Origin of the sequence: Methanohalobium sp., assembly GCF_018609725.1 — an archaeon.
In the GTDB taxonomy this organism is placed as follows: Archaea; Halobacteriota; Methanosarcinia; order Methanosarcinales; family Methanosarcinaceae; genus Methanohalobium.
Genome location: NZ_JAHENT010000154.1, coordinates 1 through 14,403 on the forward strand (window position 1 = coordinate 1; position 14,403 = coordinate 14,403).

Consider the following 14,403-nt stretch of genomic DNA (forward strand, 5'->3'; position numbering starts at 1 on the left):
CCGGGCTATAGCACTTGAGAACCTCAACGGTTTTCGTCCGGAAGCCACGGTTACTAAAGCGCAGAGAGGTAGACTGGGCAAATGGGCGTTCTCTGAATTAACCGAGTTCATCCTATACAAATCAAAACTTGAAGGAGTGCCTGTAGTGATTATCAACACGATGTATACCTCGCAGCAGTGTTCTGAGTGCGGGTATGTCAACAAGAACAACCGTCAGAAACAGGCAAACTTCAGGTGTAAGAACTGCGGTCATAAAGAGGACGCTGATTACAATGCTTCGAAGAACATTGCACACAGAGGAGCTGTCAGCCTTCCTAATGTCCTCCGCTTAGCTTCTACTAGTTGAAGTTAAGAGATGGAAGGACAAGCTAACCGCTTCAGCGGTTAGTAGCTGACGCGGGCGTTCATTTTCTGGAATATCATGCATTTTGATTTTGTAATCACTCATAAACGTTAAAATAATTTAAAAATTTAATAAAATATTCGGTTTCTTGAATTAATAATTTAATCTGGACAAATAATATTAATAGTGGTTGCGGGATAATACTAAAGTTAGGAGGAAGTGTATTGGTATTTGAGGATGTTGGAACATGGGATATTCTGACTGTTTTGGCTATAGTTTTTGTTCTTTATGCACTTGTATATCCACAGTATCAGATGAAAAAGGTTAAAACCCAAAGACTTTCCATGATTAAAAAACTTGAACAGGAATGGGGGACAAAGGTTCTTACATTAATCCATCGAAAAGAAGCAGTATCGATGTTTGGGCTTCCGGTTTATCAATATATAGATATAGAAGATGCAGAATCGATTCTTCGAGGGATACGCAATACAACTAAAGACCGCCCGATTGATATCATTGTTCATACACCTGGTGGTCAGGTACATCCAAGTATTCAGATAGCACGTGCACTTAAAAACCACAAAGGACATACAAGGGTTATGGTACCTCATTATTCAATGTCTGGCGGTACTATAATAGCACTTGCGGCTGATGAGATAATCATGGATGACGATGCGGTAATAGGGCCTATTGATCCACAGTTAGGTGATTTAATACGTGGTACATATCCTGCACCGTCATGGATAAATGCTGCATCACAGAAAGGAGCAAATGCTGATGATACCACAATTGTTCTCAGCGATATATCAGAAAAAACAATGAAACTTATGCGTAAGGTTTCTAATGAGCTTTTGGATGGAAAAATAGAAGATGAAGAAAAACGCAATTATGTAGTTGAAAAACTTGTAAGTGGGGAAATGGTACACATCACTCCTATATCCGCATCAGAAGCGGCTGAGATTGGGTTGCCTGTAAGTACTAACCTACCGGATAAAGTACATGAGTTCATGAAATTTTACAGATCTGTCAAATCCAGTGTAGAATACATAGAATAAATCCAAAATCAGTTATAAACTCAGGTGTTTGTTATGAAAGAAAATCCAGATGATGAATTTAGAATTTGTTCCAATTGTGGATACAAAAAGGGATTCCATGTATGTTTCAAAAAAACTGAAAATTCAAAGTTTAGAATTGGTCTAATCTGCCCATCATGTGGTCAGAGTTATAACATAGACTGGATAACTTCAGATATTCCAGAACTTGATGTAAAATGGGAGAACAATTACGGATGAAAAATTTAATTTAGTAATGGATAAAATCCATGTATTTCAGTATTTTCCTAGTGAATAATCTGCCATTATTTTGAGGAACTCTTCATCTGCTTCAATCAAAACACTTTGAAACATTGCTACATGTATCTTTTCCTCCTTTGCAATGTCCAGGAGGACTGTTTTAAGATCTTTACTATCGGTTAGGTTAGCCATTTCTTCGTAAAGATTAGCAGCATCCAGTTCAGCAATTATAGCAGCTCTAAGGGTTTCTTTATTTACATCTCCTTGTTTAATCCTTTCAAGATCTATGGGTATCTCTGATAACACACTCTCACCCCATAACCAATAGTTTTTCATCCATGATAAACTTTGTCTTGTTTCAAATCAAATTTATAAAAATAAATCAACTACTAAAAATATAATATTATTATAGAGGGTTTAATTTGACAGGTATTAAAAGTAAAAACGGATTAATCGATCAGATTAAGAAAAACTACTGGATGGAGGCTGATATGGAACAGTTAGTAATCTGGGAAACTCGTATCAAGTTAAAAGGAGACGAAAAAGAATCACTTGATACACTTGCTTATGAATCGGAAGAGCACAAATTTCTACTTGAGAAATGGATTGAAATTATGAATCTATCAATACCTGAAACACGCCCGAGAGGAATTCCTGAGGAAAACTTTGATTTTAGCAACCTTGATTCCCCACAGATGTTTGATGTTATACAGAATTATGAAATAATTTTAAGGGATTCCTACACAGATTTAAGAGATATTGATGAACCAGTATTGAAAAAGTTAATTCCTGATGAATCATATATCGATGATTTTCGCTCAGATATGGGTGAATTAGTATCAGAGGAGCAAAACCATATTAATATATGCCAATCTCAGATAGGCGGATTTAAATCCATATATGGTTAATATTTTAAAAACAGGATACATCACAACCTTAAATAGTTGTGATGTCTTGGATAATTATTTTTTGAATTCGGTGTATCCACATTTTCCGCAACTCAATCTGTCCTTGTGTTCGGCAAGAAATACGCCCACACCACATCTTGGACAGAACTGGTGTGTTCTTTCGATGTTGTCGCCATCTACTTTATAATATTCATATACATTTGCCATTTAATCACCTTTTATGCTTCAGATTCTGTTTCTTCTGGGGGTTTATTTCTTTCAATAATGTAGTCGCATTCAACAGATTTTAAAGTGTTAGCATCATCGTATATCTTAGCATACCCTCTTGCTTCCTTTTTGCCATATTGATTGTCTATATCTTGGACAACTATCAATTCTGATGATATATCCATCATGGCTGCAAGTTTGTTTTTGATTTCGTTCCTTGAAGGAGTTGCTCCATCAAATGTTGTTGTAAAATCGATTTTCCTTCTGTTTAGCAATGGATTGTGGTTATCTTCATTTATTTTTATTTCCATTTAATTTCCTCCATAAATTGTTAAGACTATTGTTGGTGTTTTGGAATTCAATTATTTTGTTCATTAAATCTTTTATTTCTTCTTTTTTTGATTCGGTGATTTCGACCAGTACTACACCTTCGCCGGGTTGTCCATAAAGAACAATTGAATTTATCGGTGCCAGCAAAATTGCCGGCAGAGCCGCCAGGTCTTCTTCACCATTGACAAATATTCTCACGTTTTTGTCAGATAATACAGCGCTTTCTATATTGTTAACCAGATCTTCGGTTATAGTACCTGATGGGTTATCTACAGTCGCCTGTGTAAATCTATGATTTTTATCAACACGATCGGGTGTAGGTTTACGATTTGTCCGGTTGTCGATTATGTAGACATCTGGAATAATTCCAGATTCGATTAAGTGGAATGTAGTAACATCACCTACAGATATAAGTTTTGTGGAGTTTTTGAGCTGTTGCTCCATTTTTTTAATGGTATCATTACCTGTACCCAGAAAAAGCTCCCCAAAATATTTGCGCAATGTTGGGCGAAATTTTTCAGGTAATATAATCTGAGATCCCAATATTATCGCACCTTTAGAGCGTATTTATCCGGCATTTCTATTCCGATTTTTTCTGCGATTTTGGATCTTTTTGGGTCAATGATTATAACAAGTCCACTCCAATCAGAACTAAGGTCACTTGAACCGCATACAGGACAGACTTGGTTGAGAGTAATTCTATGGCATTCCCGACAAACCTGTTCGCTCATTTATAAAAACCTCCTGGTAAATATCATTCAACAGCTTTTGCTGTAGCCTGACGTTCTTCTTCAAGCCACTGGAACTGTCCAAGACCAACTTGGCGCATTGTAAGACCTATTTTACTTTCTCTCGGGTCTCTTTCATTTATACTGACTGCAACGATACGGGCTCTTAAATAGTCACCTTCTGCAAGTGCACGGTTACTGTTTTTGCTTATAAGTCTTGCATTTTTGCTGTCATAGGACATGAAGTCATCGGTAATCTGGCTGACATGAAGTAGACCATCCATTGCACCAAAGCTAATAAAAGCACCGAAATCCACAATTTCTACAACTTTTCCTTCAATGACCTCCTGCATCATAGGCATGAATACAATCGCTTTGAAAGTTACATCATAATACACGGCACCATCGCCCATTATAATGTGACCTTCACCTATTGATTCTATATCAGTAATAGCAACAATAGATCCGTTTTTCTTATCAATTCTCCCCTCTAACTTGCTTTTTAGCGCGTCCTTAACACTGAGTGTTTCATCATCTCCCAGTCTGTCGGGTGATATGCGCACCGTGTCTACAAGTTTCATTTTTTTATACATTTTTTCTCTCCGGCAAATGTGGTTTCGATTAAATTTTTAATTCGTCTGGATTTAATATCTCTACTTAAATTTATTGTAAACTGTATTATGGTGTTTTTTCCAGCCTGTTTTTCTGGCGTAAATAGATAACTGGTATCTTTTTATTCATTAACCTTTTTTTAAGTTCGATATCATTTGTAAGCACAGCAGAATCCAGTTCATTTGCAAGCTTGATTATCACTTCATCGGCTATACCAGTTTGATTAATAATTTCACATTTATTCCCCAATGAACGTGCAACTTTTGCAGCAGCTTTATCTGAACCCTTTGATTTTTTCATCAATGTTTCGAGTTCATTTAATACTGCTTTTGGAACAAGGAATTTGTTGTATCCCAGACGTTTAAGTTCCTGGAATATATCAACATTGAACTGAACCGGTATCATGAGTGCATTTGTATCGATAATCACTTTCAAAGTTTAATTGCTCCAGCACCTATAAGTCTCCATCTTGACCCTATTCGTCTGCTGATAGCAACCATCGAACCTGCTTCTGCACATACCGGTCTTTTAAGTTTTACCTCTGCAACATCAGATCTTGCACTTGTAACTATACCAACAGTAGTTGCAGTACCAACATTCAGCATGAGAGGTTCACTGGTTTTTATATCGCCAATGTCTGCGTTTGTTTCTTCAGTAACACCGACAATTTTATCGAAAAGATGGAGTTCCAGTTTTAATGAATGATGAGTAGGTGGTAGATTACCGGGTTCACCTGCAACCTGACCGGTTAAAGAATCACTCTTTGTAAGAGATGGGTCAAGTGTAGTACCTACAGCAATTAATCCTCCTGGGGTTACTTCTTCAAGACTTTCAGTTCCGGCAAGTAGCATTGATACATTGGTTGTTATTGGTTCCCATTTTACAGACCCTTCACTTTCAACCTTACGTCCTGGTCGAATTTCCATTTCGTCCCCTGAGTTCAGTTTACCGTCTTTAAGAGTTCCTCCGATAACACCGCCTGATATTTTATCTATGGAGTATCCCGGTTTGTTGATGTCAAAAGACCTTGCGATAAACATTCTGGTAGGTTTGTCCAGTTTATAGACAGGAGTAGGAATGATATCTTCCATTGCCTTTATAAGAACATCGATATTTATATTCTGCTGGGCAGATATAGGTATCACTGGAGCATCTTCAGCGACAGTACCTGCGACAAAGTCTTTTATTTGATGGTAATGTTCAACCATCTTGTCTCTTGTGACAAGGTCTATCTTATTCTGGACTATAATGATATTTTTAATACCGATTATATTCAAAGCCATTAGATGTTCTTTTGTCTGCGGCTGCGGACATTTTTCATTGGCAGCAATCACAAGTACAGCCCCGTCCATTATGGCTGCACCTGAAAGCATGGTAGCCATCAAAGTCTCATGTCCCGGAGAATCGACAAAAGAAATTTTTCTCAGTTCAGTTGTTTCACTGTCACATTCCGGGCATGTATTTTCTACTGTGTAGCAGTTTGGGACTGGACAATCTGAACATTCTCTAAGGGTAGCATCAGCATACCCCAGTCTGATGGATATGCCTCTTTTCATTTCTTCACTGTGTCTATCTGTCCAAATACCTGATAACGCTCTGACAAGCGTAGTTTTACCATGATCGACATGACCTACCAGTCCGATATTAACGCAAGGTTGACTCAATTTTTAATTTCCTCCATATGGTGATAAAATGATAGTAATAACTAAGAACGGAATTAATAAACTAAAATGACTTCATTTAAAGTTTGTGTTTACTTTCTTATAATATATAATGCCACTGCCTTAAATATAAATGGTTTAATCATCTATATATTTTTCTTTGGTACCTTTATCCACTTTTATTAAATACAGATAAATATTAAAAATTTGTGAGTGGGGTGGTTCACAAATTCTTTTAAATTATGTAACTATTTTATCGAGCTGGTCTGTTTCAATAGCTCTTTTGATTTCAAAAGCCACACGTCTGCCGGTACTCATCGGTTTGCGCCACAGTGTGTTTCCATAGGAATGTCCAACCGACATATGGACATTTGTACCACCCCCGATTCTTGGGGCTACATCATAGATATGGAAATTCAGGTCTTTATCGATACATGTCTGCAGGCAGAAAGGACCAATTATACCGGGATCATAATATTTCTGGGTGGCTTCTACATATTTTTCTGACAGTTCAAAGACTTTATCCAATAATGATTCTCTCAGTGTGGATGAATTATGTCCGCAAACAGTATATTCTGGATTCATCTGATGTTCGGAAAGTGTCATTTGTTGGGGTGCGGGTAAGCGTACATGACCGTCAAGACTTGTTTCAAACCTCCAGTCGATACCCAGCAGTTCAAGTTTATTCATTTCATCTTCTATCGGTGAATAAAACATATCAAAATTGAACACGGGACCGATTATATATTTTTCAATGACGGCGTTATCAAGTGCATCTTGGGTGATTATTCCTCGGTCAAGAAGGTTGTTTGCTTTATCAAGGTATTCTTCATATGATGCAGCAGTAAAGAATCCACGTTCTAAAGTTTTAACAGCATGTGGAAGTTTAACCATTACCAGTTCATCGATATCTTCCGGTTTGTTCACTCTTTCAGGATATGGGAGACCTGCTTTATCCAGAATCCAGTAATAATCATAGTCCATACCCCTTTCTTCACTCCTTAACAAATTTCTGCTCCCTACAAGTGGGACTTTAAAGTTGTTTTCCACATTTTCAATACCACAGTAGGTTGTAAATGACCGGTTTGGAACAAATAATACATTATCATCTACCAGTTTTTGCTGATTTTTGGAATTCAGAATTTCATCGAATCTACTGTATACGGAAGCCTCATCCACTATACCTCTTATAACGTTACCTTCAGAGTCTCTTTTAGCTCTAAAATACTGGTTATAGGTTTTTTCTCGTCCCGATTTGCAGGCGGCAAAAGTGTTGAACCCCTCTTCAACCGCACCATCAAAGACATCCAGTGCGGAGTGTGAACCAACTGTGCCGACTTTTATATTATCTGCATCATAGTCGTTGACTATGTCCATGATTTCTTTTCTGTCAATCATTTTTAACCTCGGTCATGTTTTTTATTTTGTTTGATGCTATTGTATTTTTGAAAGCGATGGATGGATTGATTTTATAGTATTAACTGTATTAATGTAGGGGTAATAAATGTCTCTATTGCTGCAGCGACAAATAATAAAGGAACAATCCAGTAAAAATAAAATCTGATACCTCTTGACAATTCTTCCTTTATATTGGCTTTTCGACCGGTAACCGAATTAATCATTTCATGTCCCAGTTTCAGTCCAATGGCAGTGGATATAAACACCATCGGTAGTTCTATAATTCCGTGAGGTAATAGAGCGGTCACCAGATAAAACAGACCCTTTTCCATTGCTGTAATAAATCCGAATACGCCTATAATGTATCCGTTATATGCTATAAACGCAAAGGGTATTATACCAAAACCAATGCCAAGTAGCAATGCAATCAGCGTTTTAACGGTGTTGTTGACAAATATAAAGAGCATGATTGCATATGGTGGTAGGCTTTTAATAAAATCAACCATATTTCTGAACTCTTCCATGGATTGCTGTGCAATTTCTGGGTTCATTGATGAATAAACAGCACCAATAATAATGGAAGAGATAAATAATGCTACAATTATAAATAAGTAGAAACTTATTGAATTAAGATAGCTTTTTGCATAATCGATTCTGGTTCTTTTACTTAAGGCGTTCATGCTGATCAGATTCCAAGAGTCATTCGGATAGTATTACGGCATGCAGGAGCAAGTCCAAGGATGAGTATAACTATTTTTACAAAGGTTTTTAAGTTTCTTGATTCCTTGTCTTCGTTGAAATAACTGTCAAGTATATATAATACTGGTATAAAGATTAATATCTTTAGCGGATACATAACTGTTGCAGTGTTGGTAAGCTCTATCAGGTATGATGGGACTACATGCTTTTCATGGTACCCTAACAGGTCAATACCAACAATAGTGGACGATGCATCCAGCAGATGAGCCCACATGATAGTAAAATTCAATTTGGTGGATAGTATATCCAATCCACTATATTTCAGGATTTTGTACACGATAAATACCAGTAAAGTGGTAGCACCAATCACGAAAAACGGGACATATAAATTAACGACATTTTCAAAAAATAACAGAATTGATACGTTAAAGATAAACCAAAATGAACCTATGCTGGCAACTAATATGTGATAGTCTTTGATAAATTCTTTATTATAAAGCCACTTTGAAACAACCAATGTCAAAATAACAATAGCAAAAACTAAGAAATAGATAATAGGTGTAATCAGTAGATAACTGACAGGAGCATTAAATATACCTGCATCTTCCACTACTCGTAGTGATGACCCGGCAAGTATAAATGGTATGATTGACAGGATAAACCTCTCATCAACTGAAATATTGAGCCTTTTAAATAATCTGATTACACCAAATAAAAAAATACCAAGAAGTATTGCCCATGTGATGGTATTTACCGGGTTGTAACCTGTATCAAATATGATCGGGTCTATGTAATAGTTTTGAATAAATTCCCAAATTTTATCTATAAATGAATTCATTATATCACTTATCTATTGTCAAATTTGTAATTAATGCAGGAAGTAATAGCTTTCGGCAATTCTATTAATAAGGATTGAATAATATGTTATAATATAAAAATTCGTTCGCAGGTATAATCTTGATTCAGGATAAACACGGAGAGACCAAATGGATGCAACTTCCCAGAGATGTGGTAGTTGGGACAGGAGTAATCAATGATATTACAGATGTCTGTGATGATTTGAAACTTGGAGATAAAGCACTGATAGTGACAGGTGATAATACCAGGAAAATAGCAGGAGACATTGTCCATGATGAACTTGAGGATAAGGGTCGAAGTGTTGAGATGTATACCTCCAGTTCTGCTACTATGGATGAAGTCAGGCGGGTAGAAGATGAAGCAATGAAATACGGCTCTAATTACTTGCTCGGTGTGGGAAGTGGAAACTCTATCGATATAGCCAAACTGGCGGCTACTGAACTGGATATACCGTTTTTGAGCGTACCAACAGCAGCATCACATGATGGTATTGTTTCTTCAAGAGCCTCAATTATCCATGATTCAAAAACCACATCCATACAATCAAAAGCTCCCATGGCGGTAGTGGCTGATACTGAAATAATAGCAAATGCACCCTATCGATTACTTGCAGCAGGTTGTGGTGACATAGTATCAAATTACACAGCGGTTCTTGATTGGGAACTGGCAAACCGGTTAAAAAATGAATCATTCAGTGAATATGCTGCTTCTCTTTCCCGTATGACGGCAAAAATTTTGCTTGATTCTGCGGATTCAATAAAACCGGAACTTGAAAGTTCAGCCCGTTTGGTTGTAAAAGCGCTGGTTTCAAGCGGAGTTGCGATGAGTATTGCCGGATCATCGAGACCTGCTTCGGGTTCTGAACATATGTTTAGCCATGCACTTGATTCAATAGCACCCGGATCGGCTCTTCATGGTGAGCAATGTGGGTTGGGTACAATAATGATGATGTATCTGCATGGCGGAGACTGGCAAATGATTCGTGATGGACTCAAAAAAATTCGAGCTCCTACAACAGCAGAAGAACTGGGCGTTGAAGATAAATATATAATAGAGGCTCTCCTTATTTCGCATACAATTCGTCAGGAAAGATATACAATACTTGGAACAAGTGGCTTGACACGTGATGCTGCAGAAGCAGTGGCAAAGACCACTAAGGTAATTTCATGATTATATTTTTGATTATTAACGCTAATCGGTGATTAAATGGTAAATAATGAAAGCACTAAAGTGACACTTGTAGGTTGCAGACTTGCAAAGGAAGGTCAGGAATTTATATACTGGGGTGAATCTCCAGATTGCAGTGGTTGTAAAATTAAGGGTACCTGTAATAATCTTGAAGCAGGGCGTAAGTATAGAATAGAAAAAATCCGTAATGATACAGTTCACGGATGTTACTTACATGACCAAGGTGTTATGGTTGTGGAAGTTTCCAGAACACCTGTTGTGGCTACAATCGAGTCAAAAAAGGCAGTTCCTGGGGCCAAAATAAACTTTGAACCGATCAAATGCAGTGAAATTAACTGCGAATTTTATAGTTACTGTTATCCAAAAGGATTAAAAAGCGGAGATAAATGTACAATTGTTAATGTAATGGATGATGTAGATGAGTGTCTGCGTGGAAAATCGTTAAAAAAAGTAGAACTTAGTTTGTAAATTATAATTGAATCAAATTGACGATTATATTTTAGTATTAAAAACAAAAATATCGAATAATAAAAGTAGAAAAAACACTTTTGAGGTTAACAAATGCCAAACTCAAGTGCACAAAAAGAACACGTAAATAATGAATTCTATACACAAAAACGCTGGAATAACTGGATAAGCAAGGTTAAAGAAAGCGGTTTTGAGTTCAAGGAATCTGATGAGGAGACTGAAAAAGAAAGTGCAATTTTTGTCTATATGCAGGATGATGTAATACTTGCATGTCTTAAAGTAATTGCACAATACGAAAGAAATATTCTTTCAAAAGAAGATGCACTCGATATTATATCCCAAATTCGTGAAATTGTCCTTGAAGAAATAGATTCCATCTCAGAAGATATCGATCTTATGATAGAGTCATTACAAACGTCACTTATGGCAGCAATTGCTGCATGTGAAGTTTATATCATGGATGAATATGATAAAGAAGCACAAATTGATGAACTTATAAAAGCGGCAGTTGATGCTGAGGACTCTGAAGACCTCCAGGTAGCGATGCAATTTATAGCTGAAACAGGAGCACGGGTGATAGGAGGAGAACAATTACCCGAGAATATATTCGATGAGCTTCCATATGGTCTGGTTGCAGAATGGCTTGATGGAATCGATTCAATTGCTGCTGCTATGGTAGGGGCAGATAGCTATAAAGAAGATGATGGTAGTGGAGATTTTGAACCGGTTTAAACCTGTATAACCCTGTTATATACATCTAGTGTACCCACTGCTATGGTAGTCCAGTTGTATTTGGTTTCTACCAGTTCTCTTCCAAAATTACCCATTGAACCATCACCCAATCCATCAACTACATAATTTACTCCCCAAGCAATGGACTCTGGATATTTGTAAACAATCACACCGTTTTTGAAGTTGTCCACAAGTTTTACAGCATCACTGGCAACTACTGGTTTGCCTGCATCCCATGCTTCAAGAACGACAATCCCAAACGGTTCATTACGGCTGGGCATACACACAACATCACAGGCATTATACCAGTCAATGGCAGCTTCATCAGATGCGTATCCGAGGAAATGACATGAATCTGAAATATCCAGTGTTTCTGCAAGATATTCACAATGACTGCGCATATCCCCTTCTCCAATAAAAACAAACTGTACATCTTTTCGGTGGCTTAATATCATTGGAACAGATTCCACTAGCAAATCGGGACCTTTCTGATAATTCATACGTCCGATAAAAAGCACGACCGGAACAAGCGGATGTATGCCATATTTTTCCTTGACTTTCCCAGGGTCTATATCTCTTCTTATTTTGTTAATATGTGTGCCGTTTGGAACAATGGACATCTTGTAATCCGGTATCTGGTACAGGTATACAACTTCATCGTAGAGTACTTGTGATGTTACTATTACCTCACTTGATTCGTATCCTCCCAGCCATTCTCTGTGTGTTATTTCTTGGGCAATCGGGTCGGGATTGTGTCGATTACCATTCCTACCCCATTCTGTACTGTGATATGTGAGGACAAAAGGCAGACCCAATTCATGTTTTAACCTGCATAACACAGTTACAGGATGCCAGTCATGACCGTGTAAAACATCGAACTCACCATATTCATCTCTAACCTCTAGAAACGTTGAATACATCGCATCACACATCTTGTTCATCTGATGTATCACGTCTCCTGAAGGGTCATATACAATCCTGTGATAATGAACACCATTTATTATATCGTGTGCATCATGGTTGCCATCGTTACGGGTGACAATATGTACTTCATGTCCCTTTTCAGCAAGAGCCTCTGAAAGCTCTGTAACATGTGGAGCGATTCCCCCTACTTTAACAGCATTTAGACTTTCCCATGAAAACATTCCGATTCTATATTTACCTTCTTTAACAATTACCCCTCCGATAAAACAAACATATATTGCTTTGGCAGATATTTATTAATTCCCTATTCTTAAATCTTGATAATATGTTTCCAGAATGTATATCCATAGAAATGAATAAAATATAAGTAACATTATTATAACTTACAGTGTTACAAATACAACATGAGGTTATAACATGAGTGAAAACGGTAAGTTAGGCATTCTTGCCATAGGACACGGAAGCAAACTTCCATATAATAAACAGGTAGTAACAGATATAGCCAACCGCATAGCAGATAAACATGAGGATGTAATTGTAAGAGCAGGATTTATGGAAAAAAATGAGCCAAATGTTGAAGAGGCATTGCAGTCCTTTGAAGGAACAGGAATATCAAAAATTGCAGCAGTACCGGTGTTCCTTGCATCAGGAGTGCATATAACCCAGGATATACCTGAAATACTGGGAATTGATCCGGAATCAAAGGAAGGCAGTATAAAACTAAACGGTACTGAAATTCCAATTGTCTATGGAAATCCTCTGGGCAGTGATGATCTACTGGCAGAACTTGTATATAACAGGGCTCAAGAAGCCTTGGATTAATTTATTTTAACAGAAAATCCATGATATCAGGCGCATGTAAATATAAAAACATCGCAGTACTTGATCTTACCCACGGTGGGGCAATAATAGCCAGAAAACTTTCTGAACTGGGTTATAACGTACATGCGGTGGATGTTTATAACACAGAAGATGATGATTCTCTTTCTAACCTGAAAATAAACAATATCAGTACCTACAAAAAACCATTTGCAGTAGATAATCTCGACCTTCTGATAACTCCGATACACCTTGACCCTGAATACCCGATGTTGAGACAGGCAATTGCCAAGAATGTAGATATAGCAACCCATCATTGGATTGTTGGGAAAATATTGTCTGATGACAAAAGTCTTGAGGATAAAACAATCATAGAAGTAACCGGTACAAGGGCTAAAACAAGCACATCTTCTCTTCTTGCCGATATATTATCAAGAAAATTGGATGTAGTACTTCATTCATCAAGAGGAGTGGAATACTGGAAAGAAGGATTACCTGAAAGTATCTGTGATGGTTTGAGTATTACACCGGGGAATATACTGCAGGTACTGGATATGTCAGTTTCTGAAGAATTAAATCCTGATGCATATATTTTCGAAGTTTCACTGGGTGGTACAGGTATTGCTGATTTTAACATTATAACAACACTGGAACAGGACTATAAAATTGCAAAGGGAAATCAATGGGCTAGTAGTGCCAAATTCCAGATGATAGATTATGCTAAGTCAGGTAGCAAATTGTTAATAAATACCGATACAAAGGAGTTAATTAATCATTCTACTAAAAAAATTAACTATATTTTTGAATTTAATGACGGTAAATATCCTGACAATCAAGGGGATTTAAATCTAATACTGGATAACAATGATATAATAATCCGATTACCGAATGAAACTATCTCGATAAATACCGGTTACAGTTATGATATCGAATCATATACAACTGCAATTGCGGCTGCTGTATCTACGACTTACAATATAGGTGTGGAATTATCAGTGATTAAAAAAACGCTCGTCGAATTTTCAGGACTGCAGGGAAGAATGCGTGAACAAACGTTTAATAATTGCATATTAATCGACAATTCCAATTCAGGTACGGATATAACGTCAGCTGAAAAATCACTCGATTATGCAATCGATAAAAAGTGTAGTGGTAAGATTGTAATGGTAATGGGTGAAGAATCTGCACAGGTATGTGAAGGCTTGTCCCTGAACCAAACTTACGATTTTGTAAATC

21 protein-coding genes are annotated in these 14,403 nt (G+C 37.1%); 9 read left to right on the forward strand and 12 right to left on the reverse strand.

What is annotated here, in order from left to right:
- From QZ276_RS10445 to QZ276_RS10455, 3 genes are all read left to right on the forward strand, one after another.
- The coding region (locus QZ276_RS10445; protein WP_292487776.1) for a zinc ribbon domain-containing protein at window positions 1–346 on the forward strand (346 nt) is incomplete at its 5' end.
- 221 nt (window positions 347–567) lie between these two features.
- Window positions 568–1,398, forward strand: coding sequence for an ATP-dependent Clp protease proteolytic subunit (locus QZ276_RS10450; protein ID WP_292487778.1), 831 nt, complete (start codon window positions 568–570; stop codon window positions 1,396–1,398).
- A gap of 33 nt (window positions 1,399–1,431) precedes the next feature.
- Window positions 1,432–1,635, forward strand: coding sequence for a hypothetical protein (locus tag QZ276_RS10455; protein WP_292487781.1), 204 nt, complete (start codon window positions 1,432–1,434; stop codon window positions 1,633–1,635).
- 36 nt (window positions 1,636–1,671) lie between these two features.
- On the opposite strand, the gene QZ276_RS10460 is transcribed toward QZ276_RS10455, so the two are convergent.
- Window positions 1,672–1,941, reverse strand: a complete 270-nt coding sequence (locus QZ276_RS10460; RefSeq protein WP_292487782.1) for a ferritin family protein — start codon at window positions 1,939–1,941, stop codon at window positions 1,672–1,674.
- Window positions 1,942–2,057: 116 nt separating this feature from the next.
- Between QZ276_RS10460 and QZ276_RS10465 the strand changes: the two genes are divergently transcribed.
- Window positions 2,058–2,543: a hypothetical protein gene (locus QZ276_RS10465; RefSeq protein WP_292487784.1), complete on the forward strand. Its 486-nt coding sequence runs from the start codon at window positions 2,058–2,060 to the stop codon at window positions 2,541–2,543.
- Window positions 2,544–2,597: 54 nt separating this feature from the next.
- On the opposite strand, the gene QZ276_RS10470 is transcribed toward QZ276_RS10465, so the two are convergent.
- From QZ276_RS10470 to QZ276_RS10515, 10 genes are all read right to left on the reverse strand, one after another.
- The gene (locus tag QZ276_RS10470; protein ID WP_013194051.1) at window positions 2,598–2,750 is read right to left on the reverse strand and encodes a 30S ribosomal protein S27ae; all 153 of its coding nucleotides are present in this window, start codon (window positions 2,748–2,750) and stop codon (window positions 2,598–2,600) included.
- 11 nt (window positions 2,751–2,761) lie between these two features.
- Window positions 2,762–3,061, reverse strand: a complete 300-nt coding sequence (locus QZ276_RS10475) for a 30S ribosomal protein S24e (RefSeq protein WP_292487787.1) — start codon at window positions 3,059–3,061, stop codon at window positions 2,762–2,764.
- Window positions 3,042–3,623, reverse strand: coding sequence for a GTP-dependent dephospho-CoA kinase family protein (locus QZ276_RS10480; RefSeq protein ID WP_292487789.1), 582 nt, complete (start codon window positions 3,621–3,623; stop codon window positions 3,042–3,044). Before QZ276_RS10480 ends, QZ276_RS10475 begins: the two co-directional genes overlap by 20 nt.
- Before the next feature lie 2 nt (window positions 3,624–3,625).
- Entirely contained in the window at window positions 3,626–3,811 is a 186-nt protein-coding gene (gene spt4 / locus QZ276_RS10485; RefSeq protein ID WP_292487792.1) for a transcription elongation factor subunit Spt4, read from the reverse strand.
- Between the two features lie 23 nt (window positions 3,812–3,834).
- Entirely contained in the window at window positions 3,835–4,401 is a 567-nt protein-coding gene (locus QZ276_RS10490; protein WP_292487794.1) for a DNA-directed RNA polymerase, read from the reverse strand.
- An 85-nt stretch (window positions 4,402–4,486) separates the two neighbouring features.
- On the reverse strand, window positions 4,487–4,855 hold the full coding sequence (locus QZ276_RS10495; RefSeq protein ID WP_292487796.1) for a DNA-binding protein: 369 nt from the start codon (window positions 4,853–4,855) through the stop codon (window positions 4,487–4,489).
- Window positions 4,852–6,084: a translation initiation factor IF-2 subunit gamma gene (locus QZ276_RS10500; RefSeq protein WP_292487799.1), complete on the reverse strand. Its 1,233-nt coding sequence runs from the start codon at window positions 6,082–6,084 to the stop codon at window positions 4,852–4,854. The genes QZ276_RS10495 and QZ276_RS10500 overlap by 4 nt, the downstream gene beginning before the upstream one ends.
- A gap of 237 nt (window positions 6,085–6,321) precedes the next feature.
- Window positions 6,322–7,479: a formate--phosphoribosylaminoimidazolecarboxamide ligase family protein gene (locus QZ276_RS10505; protein WP_292487802.1), complete on the reverse strand. Its 1,158-nt coding sequence runs from the start codon at window positions 7,477–7,479 to the stop codon at window positions 6,322–6,324.
- 71 nt (window positions 7,480–7,550) lie between these two features.
- Complete coding sequence (locus tag QZ276_RS10510) at window positions 7,551–8,159, reverse strand: stage II sporulation protein M (RefSeq protein WP_292487804.1); 609 nt, start codon at window positions 8,157–8,159, stop codon at window positions 7,551–7,553.
- Between the two features lie 5 nt (window positions 8,160–8,164).
- Window positions 8,165–9,016 carry a DUF63 family protein gene (locus QZ276_RS10515; protein WP_292487807.1) on the reverse strand — a complete coding sequence of 284 codons (852 nt, stop codon included), beginning with the start codon at window positions 9,014–9,016 and terminating at the stop codon, window positions 8,165–8,167.
- Window positions 9,017–9,168: 152 nt separating this feature from the next.
- Here QZ276_RS10515 and QZ276_RS10520 point away from each other — a divergent pair, with 152 nt between their 5' ends.
- The 3 genes from QZ276_RS10520 to QZ276_RS10530 all read left to right on the forward strand — a co-directional run bounded on the left by QZ276_RS10520 (window position 9,169) and on the right by QZ276_RS10530 (window position 11,424).
- Complete coding sequence (locus QZ276_RS10520) at window positions 9,169–10,206, forward strand: NAD(P)-dependent glycerol-1-phosphate dehydrogenase (protein ID WP_292487821.1); 1,038 nt, start codon at window positions 9,169–9,171, stop codon at window positions 10,204–10,206.
- 36 nt (window positions 10,207–10,242) lie between these two features.
- Window positions 10,243–10,692, forward strand: coding sequence for a UPF0179 family protein (locus tag QZ276_RS10525; protein ID WP_292487809.1), 450 nt, complete (start codon window positions 10,243–10,245; stop codon window positions 10,690–10,692).
- Between the two features lie 93 nt (window positions 10,693–10,785).
- Window positions 10,786–11,424, forward strand: coding sequence for a DUF2150 family protein (locus QZ276_RS10530; RefSeq protein ID WP_292487811.1), 639 nt, complete (start codon window positions 10,786–10,788; stop codon window positions 11,422–11,424).
- On the opposite strand, the gene QZ276_RS10535 is transcribed toward QZ276_RS10530, so the two are convergent.
- The gene (locus tag QZ276_RS10535) at window positions 11,421–12,569 is read right to left on the reverse strand and encodes a glycosyltransferase family 4 protein (RefSeq protein ID WP_292487813.1); all 1,149 of its coding nucleotides are present in this window, start codon (window positions 12,567–12,569) and stop codon (window positions 11,421–11,423) included. The genes QZ276_RS10530 and QZ276_RS10535 overlap by 4 nt on opposite strands.
- Before the next feature lie 196 nt (window positions 12,570–12,765).
- On the opposite strand from QZ276_RS10535, the gene cfbA reads away from it, so the two are divergent.
- Together cfbA and cfbE are read left to right on the forward strand one after the other, a co-directional pair.
- Window positions 12,766–13,170 carry a sirohydrochlorin nickelochelatase gene (cfbA, locus tag QZ276_RS10540; protein ID WP_292487816.1) on the forward strand — a complete coding sequence of 135 codons (405 nt, stop codon included), beginning with the start codon at window positions 12,766–12,768 and terminating at the stop codon, window positions 13,168–13,170.
- A gap of 20 nt (window positions 13,171–13,190) precedes the next feature.
- Window positions 13,191–14,403: coenzyme F430 synthase (gene cfbE / locus QZ276_RS10545; RefSeq protein WP_292487819.1), on the forward strand; the 1,213-nt coding region annotated here is incomplete at its 3' end.